Consider the following 16971-nt stretch of genomic DNA (forward strand, 5'->3'; position numbering starts at 1 on the left):
CAGCGATGGGCAAACTGTTTTCCTACCGAAACCGGCCAGTGCATCTGGGGCCGTACCCGATGGAAACCCTGGCGCGGCAGGCAACGCCTGCTGAGACGGAGGCGCTGCCGCCGCTGACCCAGGTCAGCTTCCGCCGCCCCGATGCGCCGCTGTCCCTCGTTAATGCAATGCGTGACTATCAGGCAATGCTGGACGCCACCCGCGAAGGACTGGTGAAAAGGGAGCGCGCAGAAATCCCCGCCAGCCTGCAGGAGCGCAGCGATCACCTGAAAGCTTTCGGGTACTTCTGCGATGCTTCGCTCGCGGGCGTCTGCGCCGTGCCCTCCGGCGCCTGGCTGGCCACGCCGCTGGCAAACCCGGATGTGGCGGCGCTGGCGAAGACCCTGCGCAGCAAACAAACCAAGACCTTCGCCTCCGGCATCGACGTGGTGATGGCCAACCTGCGCGAGGCGATGCAGGCCCCGCCCGCGGATTGCCGCCACCACAGCCACGCGCTGGTCTATGTCTACGAATTCCCCCGCGACCCCGAAACGGGCGAGGAGGGCACCGAGTGGCTGGAGGATGCGCAGGAGCAGCGCGCCTGCTTGCGGGCGGCGGAAACGGTGGTGACGCTGGCCAATTACCTCCGCCTCCTGGGGTGGGAGGCGCGCGCCCACACCGGCGCCGCCACGGATGTGCATCTGGGCAAGCTGGCCGTGCAGGCCGGGTTGGCCACGTTCGAAAACGGCGTTCTCACCAATCCGTTTCTGGGCACCCGCTTCGGCATCGCCGCCGTCACCACCACGCTGGAACTGGCCGCCGATATGCCGCTGGTGCCGGGCCAGGCGGCGGGCCTCAAGTACCGGCTGGGCCTTGGCACCCACGCCAAAAGCGCCGCCGCCCGCGACCCGTACGGCAAGCGCCGCTTCATGGACGGCCCGCACCCGTTCGAGACCCTGAAACGGGTGGACGATCCCACCACCTACATCGACGAGGTAAACGTCGCGCGCGTCCCGAAACGCGCTGACATGTTCGCCCGCGCCCTGTTCGGCGATCTCGGCAAAGGCCCGCAGGAGGCGGCGAGGAACGGCAATTACGTCCGCAAATCCTCCTCCGCCTTCGCTTTCCGCTCCTCCCTCGCGGCTTTCGTGCTGCTGCAGGACGGCGACCCGGCACCGAATATCGATTCCAGCGCCGCGGACGCGTCCCGCAATGCTGCGAATATCAAGGCCGCGGCTTATTTCCTCGGTTGCGACGCGGTGGGCCTCTCACGCTGCCCGGACTGGGCCTATTACTCCCATGACGCGGCGGGCGAGCCCTTGGCCCCCTACCACGAAAATGCCATCAGCATCATCATCGACCAGGGCCACGAAACGATGGAAGGCGCCTCCGGCGACGACTGGATCGCCTGCGCCCAGTCGATGCGCGCCTATCTGCGGTTCTCGCTTCTGGGCGGGGTGATCGCGCAGCAGATCCGCAACCTCGGCTATAGCGCCCGCGTGCATTCGGTGATGGACGGCGAGGTGCTGCAGCCGCCGCTGTTGCTGCTGTCGGGCCTGGGCGAGGTCTCCCGCATCGGCGAGGTGATCCTCAATCCCTTCCTCGGCCCCCGCCTGAAATCCGGCGCGGTCACCACCAACTTGCCGATGACCCACGACAAGCCGGTCGACTTCGGCCTGCAGCGGTTTTGCGAGGCCTGCAACAAATGCGCCCGCGAATGCCCCTCCGGCGCCATCACCGCCGGGCCTAAGCTGATGTTCAACGGCTACGAGATCTGGAAATCCGACAGCCAGAAATGCACCACCTACCGGGTCACCGTCCCCGGCGGCGCCATGTGCGGCCGCTGCATGAAGACCTGCCCCTGGAACCTCGAAGGCCTGTTTGCCGAGGCGCCGTTCCGCTGGGCCGCGATGAATGTGCCGGGCAGCGCGCCGCTCTTGGCAAGACTCGACGACGCGCTGGGCAATGGCGAGGTCAACCCGGCCAAGAAATGGTGGTGGGACCTGGAGATGGTGGAGGAGGGGCCTTACGCGCCCTCACAGCATCCGGTCAACGCGCGCAAGCTGTCCAAGGATCTGGACCTGAAGTTCGAGGACCAGACCCTGGCCGTCTACCCCGCACCGCTGGCGCCGCCGCCCTACGCCTGGCCGGCACCGATGGACCGGGAGGCCGGAATTGCCGCCTATCAGGCGATGATCCCCGCCGATGAGCACAAGCGCCGCCGCGCCGCAGGCCTGCCGCCCGAGCATGTCTATACCGCCGCTCAGGGTGACGCGCCGGTGATGCGGGTGCGGCTGTCGAAGGCCGAGCATATGACGGATGCTGTCACGAAATATGAATTTTCCCTGCCGGACGGCTCCCCGCTGCCTCAAGCCGCCGCAGGCGCCCATATCGACGTGGTGGTCGCACCTGAGTTTTTCCGCCAGTACTCGCTGTCGGGCGACCCTGCGGACCGATCGAAATACCAGATCGCGGTGCTGCGCGAGGACGCAGGCCGCGGCGGTTCCAAGCTGATGCACCGGATCTTCGAGGAAGGCCGGATGGTGTTCATCTCCAAACCCATCAACCACTTCCCGCTGGTGGAGGACGCCGCCAAATCCTACCTGATGGGCGGCGGCATCGGGGTGACGCCGATGATCGCCATGGCCCACCGGCTGCACGCGCTGGGCCGGGACTTTGAGTTCCGCTACTCCTGCTCAAAAATGGCAAACGCCGGGTTCTTGGAAGACCTGAAACATGTCCCTTGGGCGGATAAAGCGCATCTGCATTTCTCTGACCAAGGGACCCGTGCGGACCTGTCTGACGTGCTGCACTATGCCCCCGGCAGCCATGTCTACGCCTGCGGTCCGGCGGCCTACATGCAGGCGGTGCTGGACGCGGCAGCGGCAAATGGCTTCCCCGAGGAGGCCCGCCACATGGAATATTTCTCGGTCCCCGAACAGCCGGACTACGAAAACCATCCCTTCACCCTCCGGCTGGCAAAATCGGGCCGCGAGATACTTGTCCCGGCCGAGAAAACCGCCACCGAGGCGCTGGCCGAGAGCGGCATTCATGTGAATGTGAAATGCTCCGACGGCATCTGCGGCGTGTGCAAGTGCGGGCTGATTTCCGGCGACGCCGAGCACCGCGACTTTGTGCTGTCGAACAAGCAGCGCGAGGGCGCCATCATCCTCTGCCAGTCCCGCGCGCAGGCGCCCGGCGGCGTGCTGGAAATCGACCTCTAGGCAGGCCGGACAGGCAGCCGGGCGGCGGGCGGCGCCGGTGCTTGAACCGGTTGCCGCCAGACCCAAATCCGCACGGGTCCCCGTCGGCCGCGGCCAGGCCGGCGTCTGGCCTCAGGCGGTTTTCTTCTCCGCCTCCGCAGCGGCGTCGAACGCCGCCCGCGCGGCATCAATCACCGGCAGATGCTCCAGCGCCCACAGCCCCAGCGCCCGGACCGGCTCGCGGAACGACTCGCCCAGGGGCGTCAGCGCGTATTCCACCTTGGGCGGGATCGTCGGGTGATAGGTGCGGCTCACCAGCCCGTCACGCTCCAGCTCGCGCAGGGTCAGGCTCAGCATCCGCTGGGAAATCCCCAGATGCCGCTTCAGCTCATTGAACCGCAGCACCCCGTATTGCGCCAGCGAGATCACGATCAGCACGCTCCAGCGGTCGCCGACCCGCGACAGCACCTCGTTGATGCGCCCGCATTCCGGGCATTGCCCTCCTGCCATGATGGTTCCTTCCGTGTGACCGGGGCTAAAAATTGTGCCTTCTTGTGCCCCTTCCGGTACCGCTTATATAGCCGGTTACAAATTTATACCACCCTTCCCGCAAGGCCACCGAAAGGACCGGAAGCATGAGCAAGAGCACCCTGATCGAGAAGCTGAACTGGCGCTATGCCACCAAGAAGATGGACCCTTCCAAGACGGTCCCGCAGGAAAAGATCGACCAGATCATCGAAGCGATCCGCATGGCGCCGACCTCGTCGGGCACCCAGCCGTTTGAGGTCTTTGTCATTACCAATCCGGAAATCCGCGCGCAGATCCGCCCGCATGCCTGGGACCAGGCGCAGATCACCGACGGCTCGCACCTGCTGGTCTTCGCCGCCTGGGACAACTACTCCGAAGACCGCATCGACGCGGTGACCCGCCAGATGACGCAGGAGCGCGGCGAGATTCCGATGCTGAATCAGTATTACGAGAACCTCAAGGCGACCTACCTGCCGCGCGAGGAACGCACCAACCACGACCACGCTGCCCGCCAGGCCTATATCGCGCTGGGCTTTGCCCTGGCCGCCGCCGCCGAACTGGAAGTGGACAGCACCCCGATGGAAGGTTTCACGCCAGAGAAGATCGACGAAATCCTCGGCCTCAAGGACAAGGGCCTGCGCTCTGTCCTGCTGCTGCCGCTGGGCTACCGCGCCGAAGAAGGCGACTGGCTCCTGCCGATGAAGAAGGTGCGCAAATCCCGCGACACCATCGTGACCGAAATCGCCTGAGAGGGCTGATCCCCGGCGGCGGGCGGCTTTTTGCCGCGCCTGCTGCCGGTTGCTCCGCAGGCAAATTCTGCCTGCGGAGGCTATTCATGCATTCCATCTGCATTATACTGACCGGCAGCCATCCTTTCCGGCTCCGGGCATGTCCCCTGGGAAAGGGGGCTGCGTGTGGCTTTGCGAGGGGTGCCAGTTTCCATGTTTACCGCTGATTTTTCCGCGAGTGATCTGGATCCGGCGTTGAAACCCCTGCTTCTGTTTTGGCAGAAGGCATCGCATGCGGGCGCTTTCCCGCGGCTCGCTGAGGTCGGCCTGCCTTATGTCGGCACGATGACCAATATCCTGGCGGTCTTTGAAATCGAGCGGACCGGGACCGGGGACGCGGCGGATTTCAAGGCTCTCTATGTGCGCAGCAAGATCATCAACACGCTCAGCACCAAGGTCGCCGGCACCCGCCTGTCTGAACGCCCGGGCTTTGGCCCCGGCTCCATGATCTGGACCTGCTTTGCCGAAGTGGCCGCCAATCCCCGGCCGCTGCTGGTATCGCTGCCCTATGTCGGCCCGCTGCCGGAATACCGCAGCTCCACCGAGATCATGCTCCCCCTGCGGGGGGAGGGCACGACGGTCGATTATGTGATGACCGGCGTTGTTCTGCTGGAGCAGGAATACCTGTGCCCGGACCGGGCCTGAAGCGGCCGCGGCGCGCCAACGGCGGGGCAGGGGCTGCACAAATACCGTCTCCGCCTTGCGCAGAAGGGCTTTTCCCTTGCGCAACTCCGGGAATCCGCCTATACGCGCGCTGTCAATACAAGGGCGGCCAACGTCCGGGTGGCATATCTGAGCAGGGCTGAGGAACACCTCGGCCCTTTGTGTTTGTTTGATCAGATGTGCTCCGGACCACGTTCTGTATGGCTAACCAAGACCGGCGGAGACAACCGCCCGGCCAGAAAACCGTTAGTAAAGGAAACCTGAGACCTCATGGCTCAAAACGCATCGATGGAGGAATTCGAAGCCCTCCTGAACGAAAGCTTCGAAATGGACACCCCGGACGAAGGTTCGGTTGTCAAAGGCAAAGTGCTGGCAATCGAAGCCGGCCAGGCCATCATCGACGTCGGCTACAAGATGGAAGGCCGCGTTGATCTGAAAGAATTCGCAAACCCCGGCGAAGCCGCTGACATCGCAGTTGGCGATGAAGTGGAAGTGTTCCTGCGCTCGGCAGAAAACGCCCGTGGCGAAGCCGTCATCTCCCGCGAGATGGCCCGCCGCGAAGAAGCCTGGGACCGCCTGGAAAAAGCCTACGCAGACGACCAGCGCGTCGAAGGCGCGATCTTCGGCCGCGTCAAGGGCGGCTTCACTGTCGACCTGGGCGGCGCTGTTGCGTTCCTGCCCGGCTCGCAGGTTGACGTGCGCCCCGTGCGCGACGCAGGCCCGCTGATGGGTCTGAAGCAGCCGTTCCAGATCCTGAAGATGGACCGCCGCCGCGGCAACATCGTTGTGTCGCGCCGCGCGATCCTCGAAGAGTCCCGCGCCGAGCAGCGCGCCGAAGTCATCGGCAACCTGTCCGAAGGCCAGGCAGTCGACGGTGTCGTCAAGAACATCACCGAATACGGTGCGTTTGTTGACCTGGGCGGCGTTGACGGCCTGCTGCACGTCACCGACATGGCATGGCGCCGTGTGAACCACCCCTCCGAGATCCTGTCGATCGGCGAAACCGTCAAGGTTCAGGTCATCAAGATCAACAAGGACACCCACCGCATCTCCCTGGGCATGAAGCAGCTGCAGGAAGACCCGTGGGATCTGGTTGGCGCCAAGTACCCGCTGAACTCCGTTCACAAGGGCCGCGTCACCAACATCACCGATTACGGTGCGTTTGTTGAGCTGGAGCCGGGCGTCGAAGGTCTGGTTCACGTCTCCGAAATGTCCTGGACCAAGAAAAACGTCCACCCGGGCAAGATCGTCTCCACTTCCCAGGAAGTCGACGTCATGGTTCTGGAAATCGACGGTGCCAAGCGCCGCGTGTCCCTGGGCCTCAAGCAGACCATGCGCAACCCGTGGGAAGTCTTTGCCGAGACTCACCCGGAAGGCACCCAGGTCGAAGGCGAAGTCAAGAACATCACCGAATTCGGTCTGTTCATTGGCCTCGACGGCGACATCGACGGCATGGTTCACCTGTCCGACCTGTCCTGGGACGAGCGCGGTGAAGACGCGATCCAGAACTACCGCAAAGGCGACGTGGTTCAGGCCGTTGTCTCCGAAGTGGACGTCGACAAAGAGCGTATCTCGCTGTCGATCAAAGCTCTGGGCGGCGACAAGTTCGCCGAAGCCGTGGGCGGCGTGAAGCGCGGCTCCGTGATCACCGTCGAAGTGACCGCGATCGAAGAAGGCGGCATCGAAGTGGAATACGAAGGCATGAAGTCCTTCATCCGCCGCTCCGACCTGGCCCGCGACCGTGCCGACCAGCGCCCCGAGCGTTTCTCGGTTGGCGACAAGGTCGACGTGCGCGTCACCAACGTCGATTCCAAAACCCGCCGCCTGGGCCTGTCCATCAAGGCGCGCGAGATCGCGGAAGAGAAAGAAGCAGTGGAACAGTATGGCTCCTCGGACTCCGGCGCATCGCTGGGCGACATCCTGGGCGCCGCACTGAAGTCGGGCGACTAAGACCCGGCCTCACGGCTCTGAACTGGAAAGCCCCGCAGGCGACTGCGGGGCTTTTTCTGTTCCGGCTCCTGGCGCCCGGCCGAAACGGTCCTGGCGCGGCCGCCGCCGTCCCGTTCCCGGCCTTCCCTTCATCATTTGTTAGAGGCGCATGATGAATATGCAAACCAATGGCATTTGCTTCAAATCGGGAAGACTAAAAGTTGACGAAAAGACACTCGGCTGACCCTGCGCAGGGGTTTCACGGCGCAGGCGCCCGGCACGCGGACACCCTGGTCCAGCGCGCAAAATCCGAACCGCTGGACGATGGCGGCCTCCGGACCTCGCAGATCCTTGACGACGCCCTCACGCTGGATCCCTGCCACCACGAGGCACAGGTGCTGCAGGAGCGGCTGCACCAGATGTTCGTGCCCCGCTGGCATTTCCCGATGCTCGCCGACACCGCGCGCAACCGCGCCTACGCCGAGGCCATCGCCGCCAAGGTGCGGCCGGGGGATGTGGTTCTGGACATCGGCTGCGGTGCCGGCCTGACGGCCATGCTGGCGGCCCGGGCCGGCGCGAAACATGTCTACACCTGCGAACAGCAGCCGTTGATCGCCCAGGCCGCAACCCGTGTCATCGCGGAAAACGGCCTCAGCGACCGGATCACAGTGATCCCGAAGTGGTCGCACGACATTGTGGTGGGCACGGATATTCCGGAGCCGGCGGATGTTGTGATCTCGGAAATCGTGGACACCGTCCTGCTGGGCGAGGGCGCGCTTGCGACGCTCACCCATGCCATGTCCGCGCTGGCCAAGCCGGGTGCGCGGACGGTGCCGGAATGGGGTGCGCTGAAGGCGCAGCTTGTGGAAAGCAGCGGCCTGCTGGACCAGTGGCGCCCGCAGGAGGCGGAAGGCTTCGACCTGAGCGCTTTTCACCGCTTTGCCCGCGTCGCCCAGCTGACGCCGGGCGAATTCGTGGCCTGCGGCCTGCGGCCTCTGGGCCCCGCGGCAGAGCTGTTCCGGTTCGACTTCGCCTGTCCGGAGCTGACACCGGCGCGCGCTGAAACCGATCTCACCTGTGCTGCCGCAGGCACTGTCCATGCGGTCCTGGTCAGTTTTGAGATGCAGCTGGCGCCCGGTATCCGGGTGGCCAACGGACTGGACGCTGGCGGGCACTGGGGGCGCACGGCGTTCCTGCTGGACCGTGCCAAGGCCGCAGCGCCGGGCGGCCGCCTGGCGGTCACCGCGCAGCATGACACCTCGCATCTGAGCGTCTCCGCAAACGGCCCGCTCATCGCCGCCGGGGAGGCCGCTGCCGCCACCGTGTGGCTGAACCCGGCGTGGCGCCTGCGCCGCCCGGTCCGGGAAGGCGCCGGCCGGACAGCTCCGCCGCCCGCCGCATGGAACGCCGCGGACGCCGGCCTTCCGGGGCAGCCCTGCCACTAGGGCCGCCGCCGGGCGGCCTGAGGGGCGCGAATCAACCCGGGCTGCGGCGGCATTCGGACCACGGATGCCGCGATGCAGCGCCGGGTGGCGGCACCCGATCCGGGCCCGGCGGGCTGGAAAGCGGGTGAACTCTTGCCGGTTTTCCCGTCCCGCATGCGTCATTTTGTTCCCCCGCGCAGGAATTTTTCCTATACTCTCAGAACAATAGCCAAAACATCACGGCATCCTGGGAGGAAAACAGATCATGATCCGCTCTGAGTTGATTCAGAAGATTGCAGACGAAAACCCGCACCTGTATCAGCGGGATGTGGAGAGGATCGTGAACACGGTGTTTGAGGAAGTGACCAACGCGATGGCCCGCGGCGACCGGGTGGAGCTGCGCGGGTTCGGTGCCTTCTCGGTCAAAAAGCGGGACTCGCGGGTCGGCCGCAATCCCCGCACCGGTGAAACCGTCCATGTCGAGGAAAAACATGTGCCGTTCTTCAAGACGGGTAAACTCTTGAGGGACCGCCTGAACGGGAAAGCCTGATGCGTTACATTCGCTATGCGGTTCTGGGATCTCTGGCCATTGTGCTGGTGTCGGTGTGCCTTGCCAACCGGAGCTTTGTTGAGCTCAAACTGATGCCCGAGGCGCTGGGTGAGCTGTTCGGCTTCAACCCGGGCATTTCGCTGCCGCTGTTTGCGGTGGTTCTGGGCGGGGTCGGCGCCGGGCTGGTGCTTGGCTTCCTGTGGGAATGGATCCGCGAGCACAAGCACCGCCGCGAAGCGGCCGAAAAGGCCCGCGAAGCCCGCAAGCTGAACCGCGAAGTGAAGCGGCTGAAAAAGCAGAAGAACGAAGGCAAGGACGAAGTCCTGGCGCTCCTCGAAGACGCAGGCTGAGCCGGTCATGACGGACATCCGGGTCAAGATCTGCGGGCTCAGCACCCCGCAGGATGTGGCCGCCGTTGCCGCGGCGGGCGCTGCCTATGCGGGGTTTGTGTTCTTTGCGAAGTCGCCCCGCAACGTCAGCATCGAACAGGCCGCCGCCCTGGCGGTCGACGCGCCCGCCGGCCTGTGCAAGGTGGCGCTGACGGTGAATGCCGGCGACGCCGAATTGGACGCCATCACCCGCGCTGTCCCGCTCGACATGCTGCAGCTTCACGGGCGCGAAACCCCGGAGCGGGTGGCCGAAGTGCGCAGCCGCTACGGCCTGCCGGTGATGAAGGCGGTCGGTATTGCCGGCGCCGCGGATCTGCCGCAAATCGCGCTCTACGAACAGGTGGCGGACCAGCTCCTGATCGACGCCAAGCCGCCCAAGGAGGCAGAGCTGCCCGGCGGCAACGGCCTTGCCTTTGACTGGCGGCTGCTGGCCGGGCGCAAATACTGGCAGAAACCCTGGATGCTGGCCGGCGGCCTGACGCCTGAAAACGTGGCCGAGGCGATCCGCATGACCGGCGCCCGGCAGGTCGATGTCTCCTCCGGCGTCGAGCGCGCCCCCGGTGAAAAAGATGCGGGCCTGATCGAAGCCTTCACCCGGGCCGCCCTCGGCTGAGGGCTGGGCACCGCCGCGGACGGCGCGGGGGCTGCCGGGGCGGATTTTGAGTATTTGGGGAAAGATGAAACACCGCGCCCGCGCCTTCATCTTTCCATAAATACTCACTGCGCCGCCGCTGCCCCGCAGTGCAGCCTTCAGGGTGTTGCGCCCCCTGCGGACGCCGACCTCACCGGATTTTAGCTGTCAGATGCCATAGTCCCCCTGATCGCGGTCACCGCCGGGCCTGACACCCCCGGCACCTTGGAACAGGGCCCCCTGGCAAGGGCACGCAAAGACGACGTTCAGCGTGCGGGAGGAAGCTCCCGTCCCGCCTCCGCCCCTTGGCGGCGCCGCCATCCTTATCCGTCCGAACTTCAGGACAGGCAGCAGGCACAACAGAACAGGAACGCACCGGCGGGGCAGAGGCCCTGGCCGGATGCGCCCGCTTGCGCAATCTCCCTTTACCAAGGCGCGGCCGCGCTATAGTCATGGCGGGCGCTGCGAAAGTGAGGGAAGAACCATGGCCGACGATCTTTTCAACAGCTTCATGAACGGTCCGGACGAACAGGGCCGCTTTGGCATCTTCGGCGGGCGTTTCGTCTCGGAAACCCTGATGCCGCTGATCCTGAGCCTTGAGGAAGAATACAACAAGGCCAAGGACGATCCCTCCTTCTGGGCCGAGATGGACGCCCTGTGGAAACACTATGTCGGCCGTCCCAGCCCGCTCTATCACGCCGAACGCCTGAGCGCTGAGCTGGGCGGTGCCAAGGTCTATATGAAGCGCGACGAGCTGAACCACACCGGCGCGCATAAGGTGAACAACGTGCTGGGCCAGATCCTGCTGGCGCGGCGCATGGGCAAGACCCGGATCATTGCCGAAACCGGCGCGGGCCAGCACGGTGTGGCAACCGCCACCGTCTGCGCCAAGTTCGGACTCAAATGCATCGTCTACATGGGCGCCCACGACGTGAAGCGCCAGGCGCCGAACGTGTTCCGGATGCGCCTCCTGGGCGCCGAGGTGATCCCGGTGACGTCTGGCCGCGGCACCCTCAAGGACGCGATGAACGACGCGCTGCGCGACTGGGTGACCAACGTGCGCGACACCTTCTACTGCATCGGCACCGCGGCCGGCCCGCACCCCTATCCGGCGATGGTGCGCGATTTCCAGTCGATCATCGGCAAGGAGGTCCGCTGGCAGCTGGCCGAGCAGGAGGGCGAAGGCCGCCTGCCGGACACCGTGATCGCCGCAATCGGCGGCGGCTCCAACGCCATCGGCCTGTTCTACCCGTTCCTGGACGACCCTTCGGTGAACATCATCGGGGTCGAGGCCGGCGGCAAGGGCGTCGATGACCGGATGCAGCATTGCGCCTCGCTGACCGGCGGCCGCCCCGGCGTGCTGCACGGCAACCGCACCTATCTGCTGCAGGACGAGGACGGCCAGATCCAGGAGGGCTTCTCGATCTCCGCAGGTCTGGACTATCCGGGCATCGGGCCGGAGCATTCCTGGCTGCACGACACGGGCCGCGCCCAGTATGTCTCGATCACCGACAAGGAAGCGCTGGAAGCCTTCCAGCTCAGCTGCCGCACCGAGGGCATCATCCCGGCGCTGGAGCCGAGCCATGCGCTGGCCCATGTGACCAAGATCGCGCCGGACCTGCCCAAGGACCACATCATCGTGATGAACATGTGCGGCCGCGGCGACAAGGACGTGTTCACCGTCGCCAAGCACCTGGGCTTTGACATGTCCGACACCGAAGAGGGGCGCACCTTCGAGGAATAAGGCAGGCGCCCGACCGCCACTGCCTCATGCAAAAGGCCCCGGGATTTCCGGGGCCTTTCCTGTGCCGGGCTACTGCAACGCCCGCAGCACCTGATTGCGCCGCAGGGTCTCCTGCTCCATGCAGTCCCAGTAGAACATCGGCGCCGCGCTGCCGCCGGAGGCCTGCTCCGGCCCGCAGGCGGCATCGCGCCGTTTCAGCCAGGCGCGCTGCTCCGCCAGCAGCGCCTGTCCGGTGCCGCGGGCATCGGCGGCCGGCTTCACCTGGCTCCACAGCCGGTTCAGCTCCCGGTCGGCGATCTCCCATTTCTCCATCGCGCAGAAATTGGCGTCGATCTGGGTCTGGCCGTTGCAGTGGGGCTGGGCGGTTGCCGCAGCGGGGCTGAGTGCGGCCAGCAGGGTCAGTAAGCGCAGCATGGGCAGCCTCCTTCGCTGGGGGCGGATCAGGCCGGGTCGGCGGCGTAGCTTTTCAGAATGCTCAGCGGCACGATTTCCAGTGCCTGCATGTGGGTTGCCTCAAGATTCACCCTGGGCGCGCAGCCCTCGTCTGCGGCCTGCAGGAAGCGGGCGGCGCACAGGCACCAGCGGTCGCCGGGCTGCAGGCCCGCAAAGCCGAATTCCGGCCGCGGCGTGGACAGGTCATTGCCGACGTATTTGCTGAAGGCCAGAAACTCCGCCGTGGTCACCACGCAGACGGTGTGGCTGCCGTGATCCTCGGCGCAGGTGTTGCAATGGCCGTCGCGGAAAAAGCCGGTCAGCGGCGCAGTGGAGCAAGGCGCCAGCGGGCCGCCCAACACGTTGATACTGTCTTCTTTTTCCATGGAGTGCCCATCCCTGCAGTGTGTGGCCCGGATCTGTTTGCGCGTTAAGGTAGGGCAATTCCGCCGTCCGTCCCGGTATTTCCCGCGCGGGCGGCAAGGCTGCGGAACGCAAACCGCCCGCCAGCGGGGCTGACGGGCGGCGGAACATCTCAGCCGAGACGCGGATCAGGTGTTGAACAGGAAGTGCAGCACGTCGCCGTCCTTGATGATATAGCTCTTGCCTTCGGCGCGCATCTTGCCGGCTTCCTTGGCGCCCTGCTCGCCGCCCATGGCGACAAAATCGTCATAGGCGATGGTTTCGGCCCGGATAAAGCCCTTCTCGAAGTCGCCGTGGATGACCCCCGCCGCCTGCGGCGCGGCAGTGCCCTGGCGGATGGTCCAGGCGCGCGCTTCCTTGGGGCCGACGGTGAAATAGGTCTCCAGGTGCAGAAGGTCGTAGCCTGCGCGGATCAGCCGGTCCAGGCCGGCTTCGCTGAGGCCCATTTCCTCCAGGAACATCTGGGCCTCTTCCGGGTCCAGCTGGCTGATCTCTTCCTCGATCTGGGCGGAGATGATCACGTGGGAATTGCCCTGCGCCGCGGCCATCTCGGCCACCTTGGCGGAATGGGCGTTGCCCTCGACCGATTCCGACTCGCCCACGTTGCAGACATAGAGCACCGGTTTGGTGGTCAGAAGCTGCAGCATCTTCCAGGCCTTGGCGTCCTCGGCGTCGACCTCGACCAGCCGGGCGGGCTTGCCGTCTTCCAGCATCGCCTGGGCGGCGGCCAGCAAGCGGTCCTGCTGCTGGGCTTCCTTGTCGTTGCCCTTGAGCTTGCGCACCAGGTTGGCGCGGCGCTTCTCGATGCTTTCCAGATCGGCCAGCATCAGTTCGGTCTCGATCACCTCGGCGTCCGCTACCGGATCGACGCGGCCGTCCACATGGGTCACGTCGCCGTCTTCAAAGCAGCGCAGCACATGGGCAATGGCGTCGGTTTCGCGGATGTTGGCCAGGAACTGGTTGCCCAGGCCCTCGCCCTTGGACGCGCCCTTCACCAGGCCCGCGATGTCGACGAATGTCATCCGGGTCGGGATGATCTGTTTCGACTTGGCGATCTCCGCCAGTTTGTCCAGCCGTGCGTCCGGCACCGCAACCTCGCCCACGTTGGGTTCGATGGTGCAGAACGGAAAGTTGGCCGCCTGCGCCGAGGCGGTTTTGGTCAGCGCGTTGAACAGCGTCGACTTGCCCACGTTGGGCAGGCCGACGATTCCCATTTTAAAGCCCATTTCGGCCTCCTGATGCCACTTGGGAGCTGCTTCTAGGCAGCATTGGACGTGCGCGCAAGCCAAGTATGGCTGGCAAAAGAGCCACAATCGCCATCTGTGCGGCTTTGCACAGCAGGCCCTCATATTGCTTTTTCGTGAGGTGGCTTGGAAAACCACTGCAATAAAATATCTTTAAGCAAAATAAATAATTCTGCGAGGGGCCAGAAATGAAACAGACAGCTTTGCTGGCGGCGGCACTGTCGGCTGCGATGGCATTGCCCGCGGCTGCCCAGGAGGTGACGCTGGGGCTGGGGTATTCCGACTATCACCGGGATGCGGCGGAAGACGGTGCGATGTTTGCGGTGGATTACCTGCACGCGCCTTTCTACGAGCGCGGGCGGCTGTCGGCCCGCTTTGGCGCCGCGCTGGAGGTGCAGGAGACGGGCGACGTGTTTGCCGGTGTCGGCATCAGCGGTGTGTTTGATCTGAACAATGACTGGTTCATCGAGTCCAGCTTGATGCCCGGTGCCTATCACGAAAGCTCCGATGCCAATGACCTGGGCTCTGCCTTTGAAATCCGCACGCTGCTGGCGGTGGGCAAGCGGTTCCACAGCGGCAAGGCGGTGTCGCTGGCGTTCAGCCACAAATCCAACGCCTCCACCGCGGACGATAACCCCGGCGTGAACTCAGTATCGCTGCGCTGGCACATTCCGCTGGGCGGCTGAGCCGGGGCCGGCTGCCGGGCTGGGCGGCCCGGCGCGCGGCGCGGGATTGATTTCCCGCGCAACATTCGGCACACCGGGGCGGAAACCTGAAAGCAAGGCCCGCCCATGACCCGCATTGATGCCAAATTTGCCGAATTGAACGCTGCCGGAAAGAAAGCCTTTGTCACCTACGTGATGGCAGGCGACCCGGATTACGAGACCTCTCTGGAGGTGGTGAAGGGGCTGCCGGGCGCGGGCGTGGACATCATCGAGCTGGGCCTGCCGTTCACCGATCCGATGGCCGACGGGCCGACCATCCAGCTGGCCGGGCAGCGGGCGCTGGACGGCGGCATGACGCTGGAGAGGACGCTGCAGCTGGCGGCCGACTTCCGCAAGGGCGACGACACCACCCCGATCGTGCTGATGGGCTACTACAACCCGATTTATAACCGCGGCGTGGACAAATTCCTGGAGGACGCCAAGGCCGCGGGCATCGACGGGCTGATCGTGGTGGACTTGCCGCCGGAAGAGGATGAGGAACTGTGCATTCCGGCGCAGAAGGCGGGGCTGAACTTCATCCGCCTGGCGACCCCGACCACTGACGACGCGCGCCTGCCCAAGGTGCTGCAGAACACCTCCGGCTTTGTCTATTACGTCTCGATCACCGGCATCACCGGCGCGGCGGAGGCCGAGGCGGGCGACGTCGGCCCCGAGGTGGCGCGCATCAAGGCGGCGACTGATCTGCCGATCATCGTGGGCTTTGGCATCAACACGCCGGAGAAGGCGCAGAACATCGCTTCGATCTCCGACGGTGCGGTGGTGGGCAGTGCTATCGTCAGCCAGATCGGCGCAGGTAAATCTCCGGCAGAGGTGCTGGCCTTTGTGAAGTCCCTCGCGGATGGCGCGCATAAAGGCTGAGTTTCGATACACTTCGGGCGGCGCTCTCCCATTGGGAGGGTCGGCGCTGCCCGCCGGTGCCGCCGGGCGGACCTGAAATGAATAGAGTAAACCGCGCCCCGGCGCGGTTTTTTGCGTTTCAAGGGGTGCGGCAAAGGCAGCGTTGCTTTTGCTGCTCTGAATTGGTAAGAAAACTTTACCAAACGAAAGCGGGAGACTATCCGGTGCCGGTGATCACCAATATCAACGACCTGAAGCGCATCTATGAACGCCGCGTGCCGCGGATGTTCTACGACTATGCCGAAAGCGGCAGCTGGACCGAACAGACCTTCCGCGAGAACACCTCTGATTTCGAAAAGATCCGACTGCGCCAGCGGGTTGCTGTGGATATGTCGGGGCGGACCACCGCCAGCCGGATGATCGGCCAGGACGTGGCGATGCCGGTGGCGCTGGCGCCGGTGGGGCTGACGGGGATGCAGCACGCCGACGGCGAGATCAAGGCGGCCCGCGCAGCGGAAGACTTTGGCGTGCCGTTCACGCTCTCCACCATGTCGATCAACTCGATCGAGGAAGTGGCGGAGGCGACCTCCAAACCGTTCTGGTTCCAGCTTTATACGATGAAGGACGAGGACTATATCCGCCGCCTGATCCAGCGCGCCAAGGATGCGAAATGCTCGGCGCTGGTGATCACGCTGGATTTGCAGATCCTGGGCCAGCGCCACAAGGACTTGAAGAACGGCCTGTCGGCACCGCCGAAGCTCACGCCCAAGACCATTGCCAACCTGATGACCAAATGGGCCTGGGGCATCGAGATGCTGGGGGCCAAGCGGCGCAACTTCGGCAATATCGTGGGCCATGTGCACGGCGTCTCCGACACCTCGCAGCTGGGCGCCTGGACGGCAGAGCAGTTCGACCCGGCACTGGACTGGGGCAAGGTCGAAAAGCTGATGGAGATGTGGGGCGGCAAGGTGATCCTGAAGGGAATCCTCGACGCCGAGGATGCGCGCATGGCGGCCAAGCTGGGGGCCGATGCCATCGTGGTTTCCAACCACGGGGGGCGGCAGCTGGACGGGGCGCTGAGCTCGATCCGGATGCTGCCGGAGATCGTGGATGCGGTCGGCAATGACGTCGAGGTGCATCTGGACAGCGGCATCCGCTCTGGCCAGGACGTGCTGAAGGCGCTGGCGCTGGGGGCCAAGGGCACCATGATCGGGCGCGCCTTTGTCTATGGCCTGGGCGCGATGGGCCAGAAGGGCGTGACGGCGGCGCTGGAGGTGATCCGCAAGGAGCTGGACACCACCATGGCGCTGTGCGGCGAACGCTCGGTTGAGGGGCTGGGGCGCCACAACCTGCTGATCCCGGAGGACTTTGGCGGCCGCTGGCAACCGTGAAGCCAGCAGAATAAAGACAAACGAACGGAGATTTCCCTGTCCAAGCCTCCCGCAGAAGCGCAACCATGGGTTGTTAATTTGTAACCGGAGG

At 64.9% G+C, this 16971-nt stretch carries 16 protein-coding genes; 12 read left to right on the top strand and 4 right to left on the bottom strand.

Annotated features, from left to right (window positions below; genetic code table 11):
- The first annotated feature begins 5 nt into the window (after positions 1-5).
- Positions 6-3203, top strand: a complete 3198-nt coding sequence (locus DAEP_RS0117105) for a 2Fe-2S iron-sulfur cluster-binding protein (RefSeq protein ID WP_027245519.1) — start codon at positions 6-8, stop codon at positions 3201-3203.
- 111 nt (positions 3204-3314) lie between these two features.
- Here the strand turns inward: DAEP_RS0117105 and DAEP_RS0117110 are convergent, their stop codons facing one another.
- Positions 3315-3692 (bottom strand): winged helix-turn-helix transcriptional regulator, encoded by a 378-nt coding sequence (locus tag DAEP_RS0117110; protein ID WP_008557730.1) that lies wholly within the window; start codon positions 3690-3692, stop codon positions 3315-3317.
- Between the two features lie 125 nt (positions 3693-3817).
- On the opposite strand from DAEP_RS0117110, the gene DAEP_RS0117115 reads away from it, so the two are divergent.
- The 8 genes from DAEP_RS0117115 to trpB all read left to right on the top strand — a co-directional run bounded on the left by DAEP_RS0117115 (position 3818) and on the right by trpB (position 11828).
- Entirely contained in the window at positions 3818-4459 is a 642-nt protein-coding gene (locus DAEP_RS0117115) for an NAD(P)H-dependent oxidoreductase (RefSeq protein WP_027245520.1), read from the top strand.
- Positions 4460-4693: 234 nt separating this feature from the next.
- Positions 4694-5143 carry a hypothetical protein gene (locus tag DAEP_RS0117120; protein WP_245595111.1) on the top strand — a complete coding sequence of 150 codons (450 nt, stop codon included), beginning with the start codon at positions 4694-4696 and terminating at the stop codon, positions 5141-5143.
- Between the two features lie 288 nt (positions 5144-5431).
- Entirely contained in the window at positions 5432-7111 is a 1680-nt protein-coding gene (rpsA, locus tag DAEP_RS0117125) for a 30S ribosomal protein S1 (RefSeq protein WP_008554375.1), read from the top strand.
- 200 nt (positions 7112-7311) lie between these two features.
- Positions 7312-8535: a class I SAM-dependent methyltransferase gene (locus DAEP_RS0117130; RefSeq protein WP_027245522.1), complete on the top strand. Its 1224-nt coding sequence runs from the start codon at positions 7312-7314 to the stop codon at positions 8533-8535.
- Positions 8536-8779: 244 nt separating this feature from the next.
- On the top strand, positions 8780-9064 hold the full coding sequence (gene ihfB / locus DAEP_RS0117135) for an integration host factor subunit beta (RefSeq protein WP_008557618.1): 285 nt from the start codon (positions 8780-8782) through the stop codon (positions 9062-9064).
- Positions 9064-9414, top strand: coding sequence for a V-type proton ATPase subunit G (locus tag DAEP_RS0117140; RefSeq protein WP_008555367.1), 351 nt, complete (start codon positions 9064-9066; stop codon positions 9412-9414). Before ihfB ends, DAEP_RS0117140 begins: the two co-directional genes overlap by 1 nt.
- 7 nt (positions 9415-9421) lie before the next feature.
- Positions 9422-10066: a phosphoribosylanthranilate isomerase gene (locus DAEP_RS0117145; RefSeq protein WP_027245523.1), complete on the top strand. Its 645-nt coding sequence runs from the start codon at positions 9422-9424 to the stop codon at positions 10064-10066.
- 502 nt (positions 10067-10568) lie between these two features.
- Entirely contained in the window at positions 10569-11828 is a 1260-nt protein-coding gene (trpB, locus tag DAEP_RS0117150) for a tryptophan synthase subunit beta (RefSeq protein WP_027245524.1), read from the top strand.
- A gap of 69 nt (positions 11829-11897) precedes the next feature.
- Here the strand turns inward: trpB and DAEP_RS0117155 are convergent, their stop codons facing one another.
- From DAEP_RS0117155 to ychF, 3 genes are all read right to left on the bottom strand, one after another.
- Entirely contained in the window at positions 11898-12242 is a 345-nt protein-coding gene (locus DAEP_RS0117155) for a lysozyme inhibitor LprI family protein (RefSeq protein WP_036760803.1), read from the bottom strand.
- A gap of 26 nt (positions 12243-12268) precedes the next feature.
- Positions 12269-12646 carry a DUF2237 family protein gene (locus DAEP_RS0117160; protein WP_027245526.1) on the bottom strand — a complete coding sequence of 126 codons (378 nt, stop codon included), beginning with the start codon at positions 12644-12646 and terminating at the stop codon, positions 12269-12271.
- 165 nt (positions 12647-12811) lie between these two features.
- On the bottom strand, positions 12812-13909 hold the full coding sequence (gene ychF, locus DAEP_RS0117165; protein ID WP_027245527.1) for a redox-regulated ATPase YchF: 1098 nt from the start codon (positions 13907-13909) through the stop codon (positions 12812-12814).
- Positions 13910-14115: 206 nt separating this feature from the next.
- Between ychF and DAEP_RS0117170 the strand changes: the two genes are divergently transcribed.
- The 3 genes from DAEP_RS0117170 to DAEP_RS0117180 all read left to right on the top strand — a co-directional run bounded on the left by DAEP_RS0117170 (position 14116) and on the right by DAEP_RS0117180 (position 16880).
- The gene (locus DAEP_RS0117170; protein WP_027245528.1) at positions 14116-14613 is read left to right on the top strand and encodes an acyloxyacyl hydrolase; all 498 of its coding nucleotides are present in this window, start codon (positions 14116-14118) and stop codon (positions 14611-14613) included.
- A 105-nt stretch (positions 14614-14718) separates the two neighbouring features.
- Positions 14719-15510: a tryptophan synthase subunit alpha gene (gene trpA, locus DAEP_RS0117175; RefSeq protein ID WP_008555201.1), complete on the top strand. Its 792-nt coding sequence runs from the start codon at positions 14719-14721 to the stop codon at positions 15508-15510.
- A 203-nt stretch (positions 15511-15713) separates the two neighbouring features.
- Positions 15714-16880, top strand: coding sequence for an alpha-hydroxy acid oxidase (locus tag DAEP_RS0117180; protein ID WP_008556215.1), 1167 nt, complete (start codon positions 15714-15716; stop codon positions 16878-16880).
- Positions 16881-16971 lie beyond the last annotated feature (91 nt).

The sequence above is a fragment of the Leisingera daeponensis DSM 23529 genome (genome assembly GCF_000473145.1).
In the GTDB taxonomy this organism is placed as follows: Bacteria; Pseudomonadota; Alphaproteobacteria; order Rhodobacterales; family Rhodobacteraceae; genus Leisingera; species Leisingera daeponensis.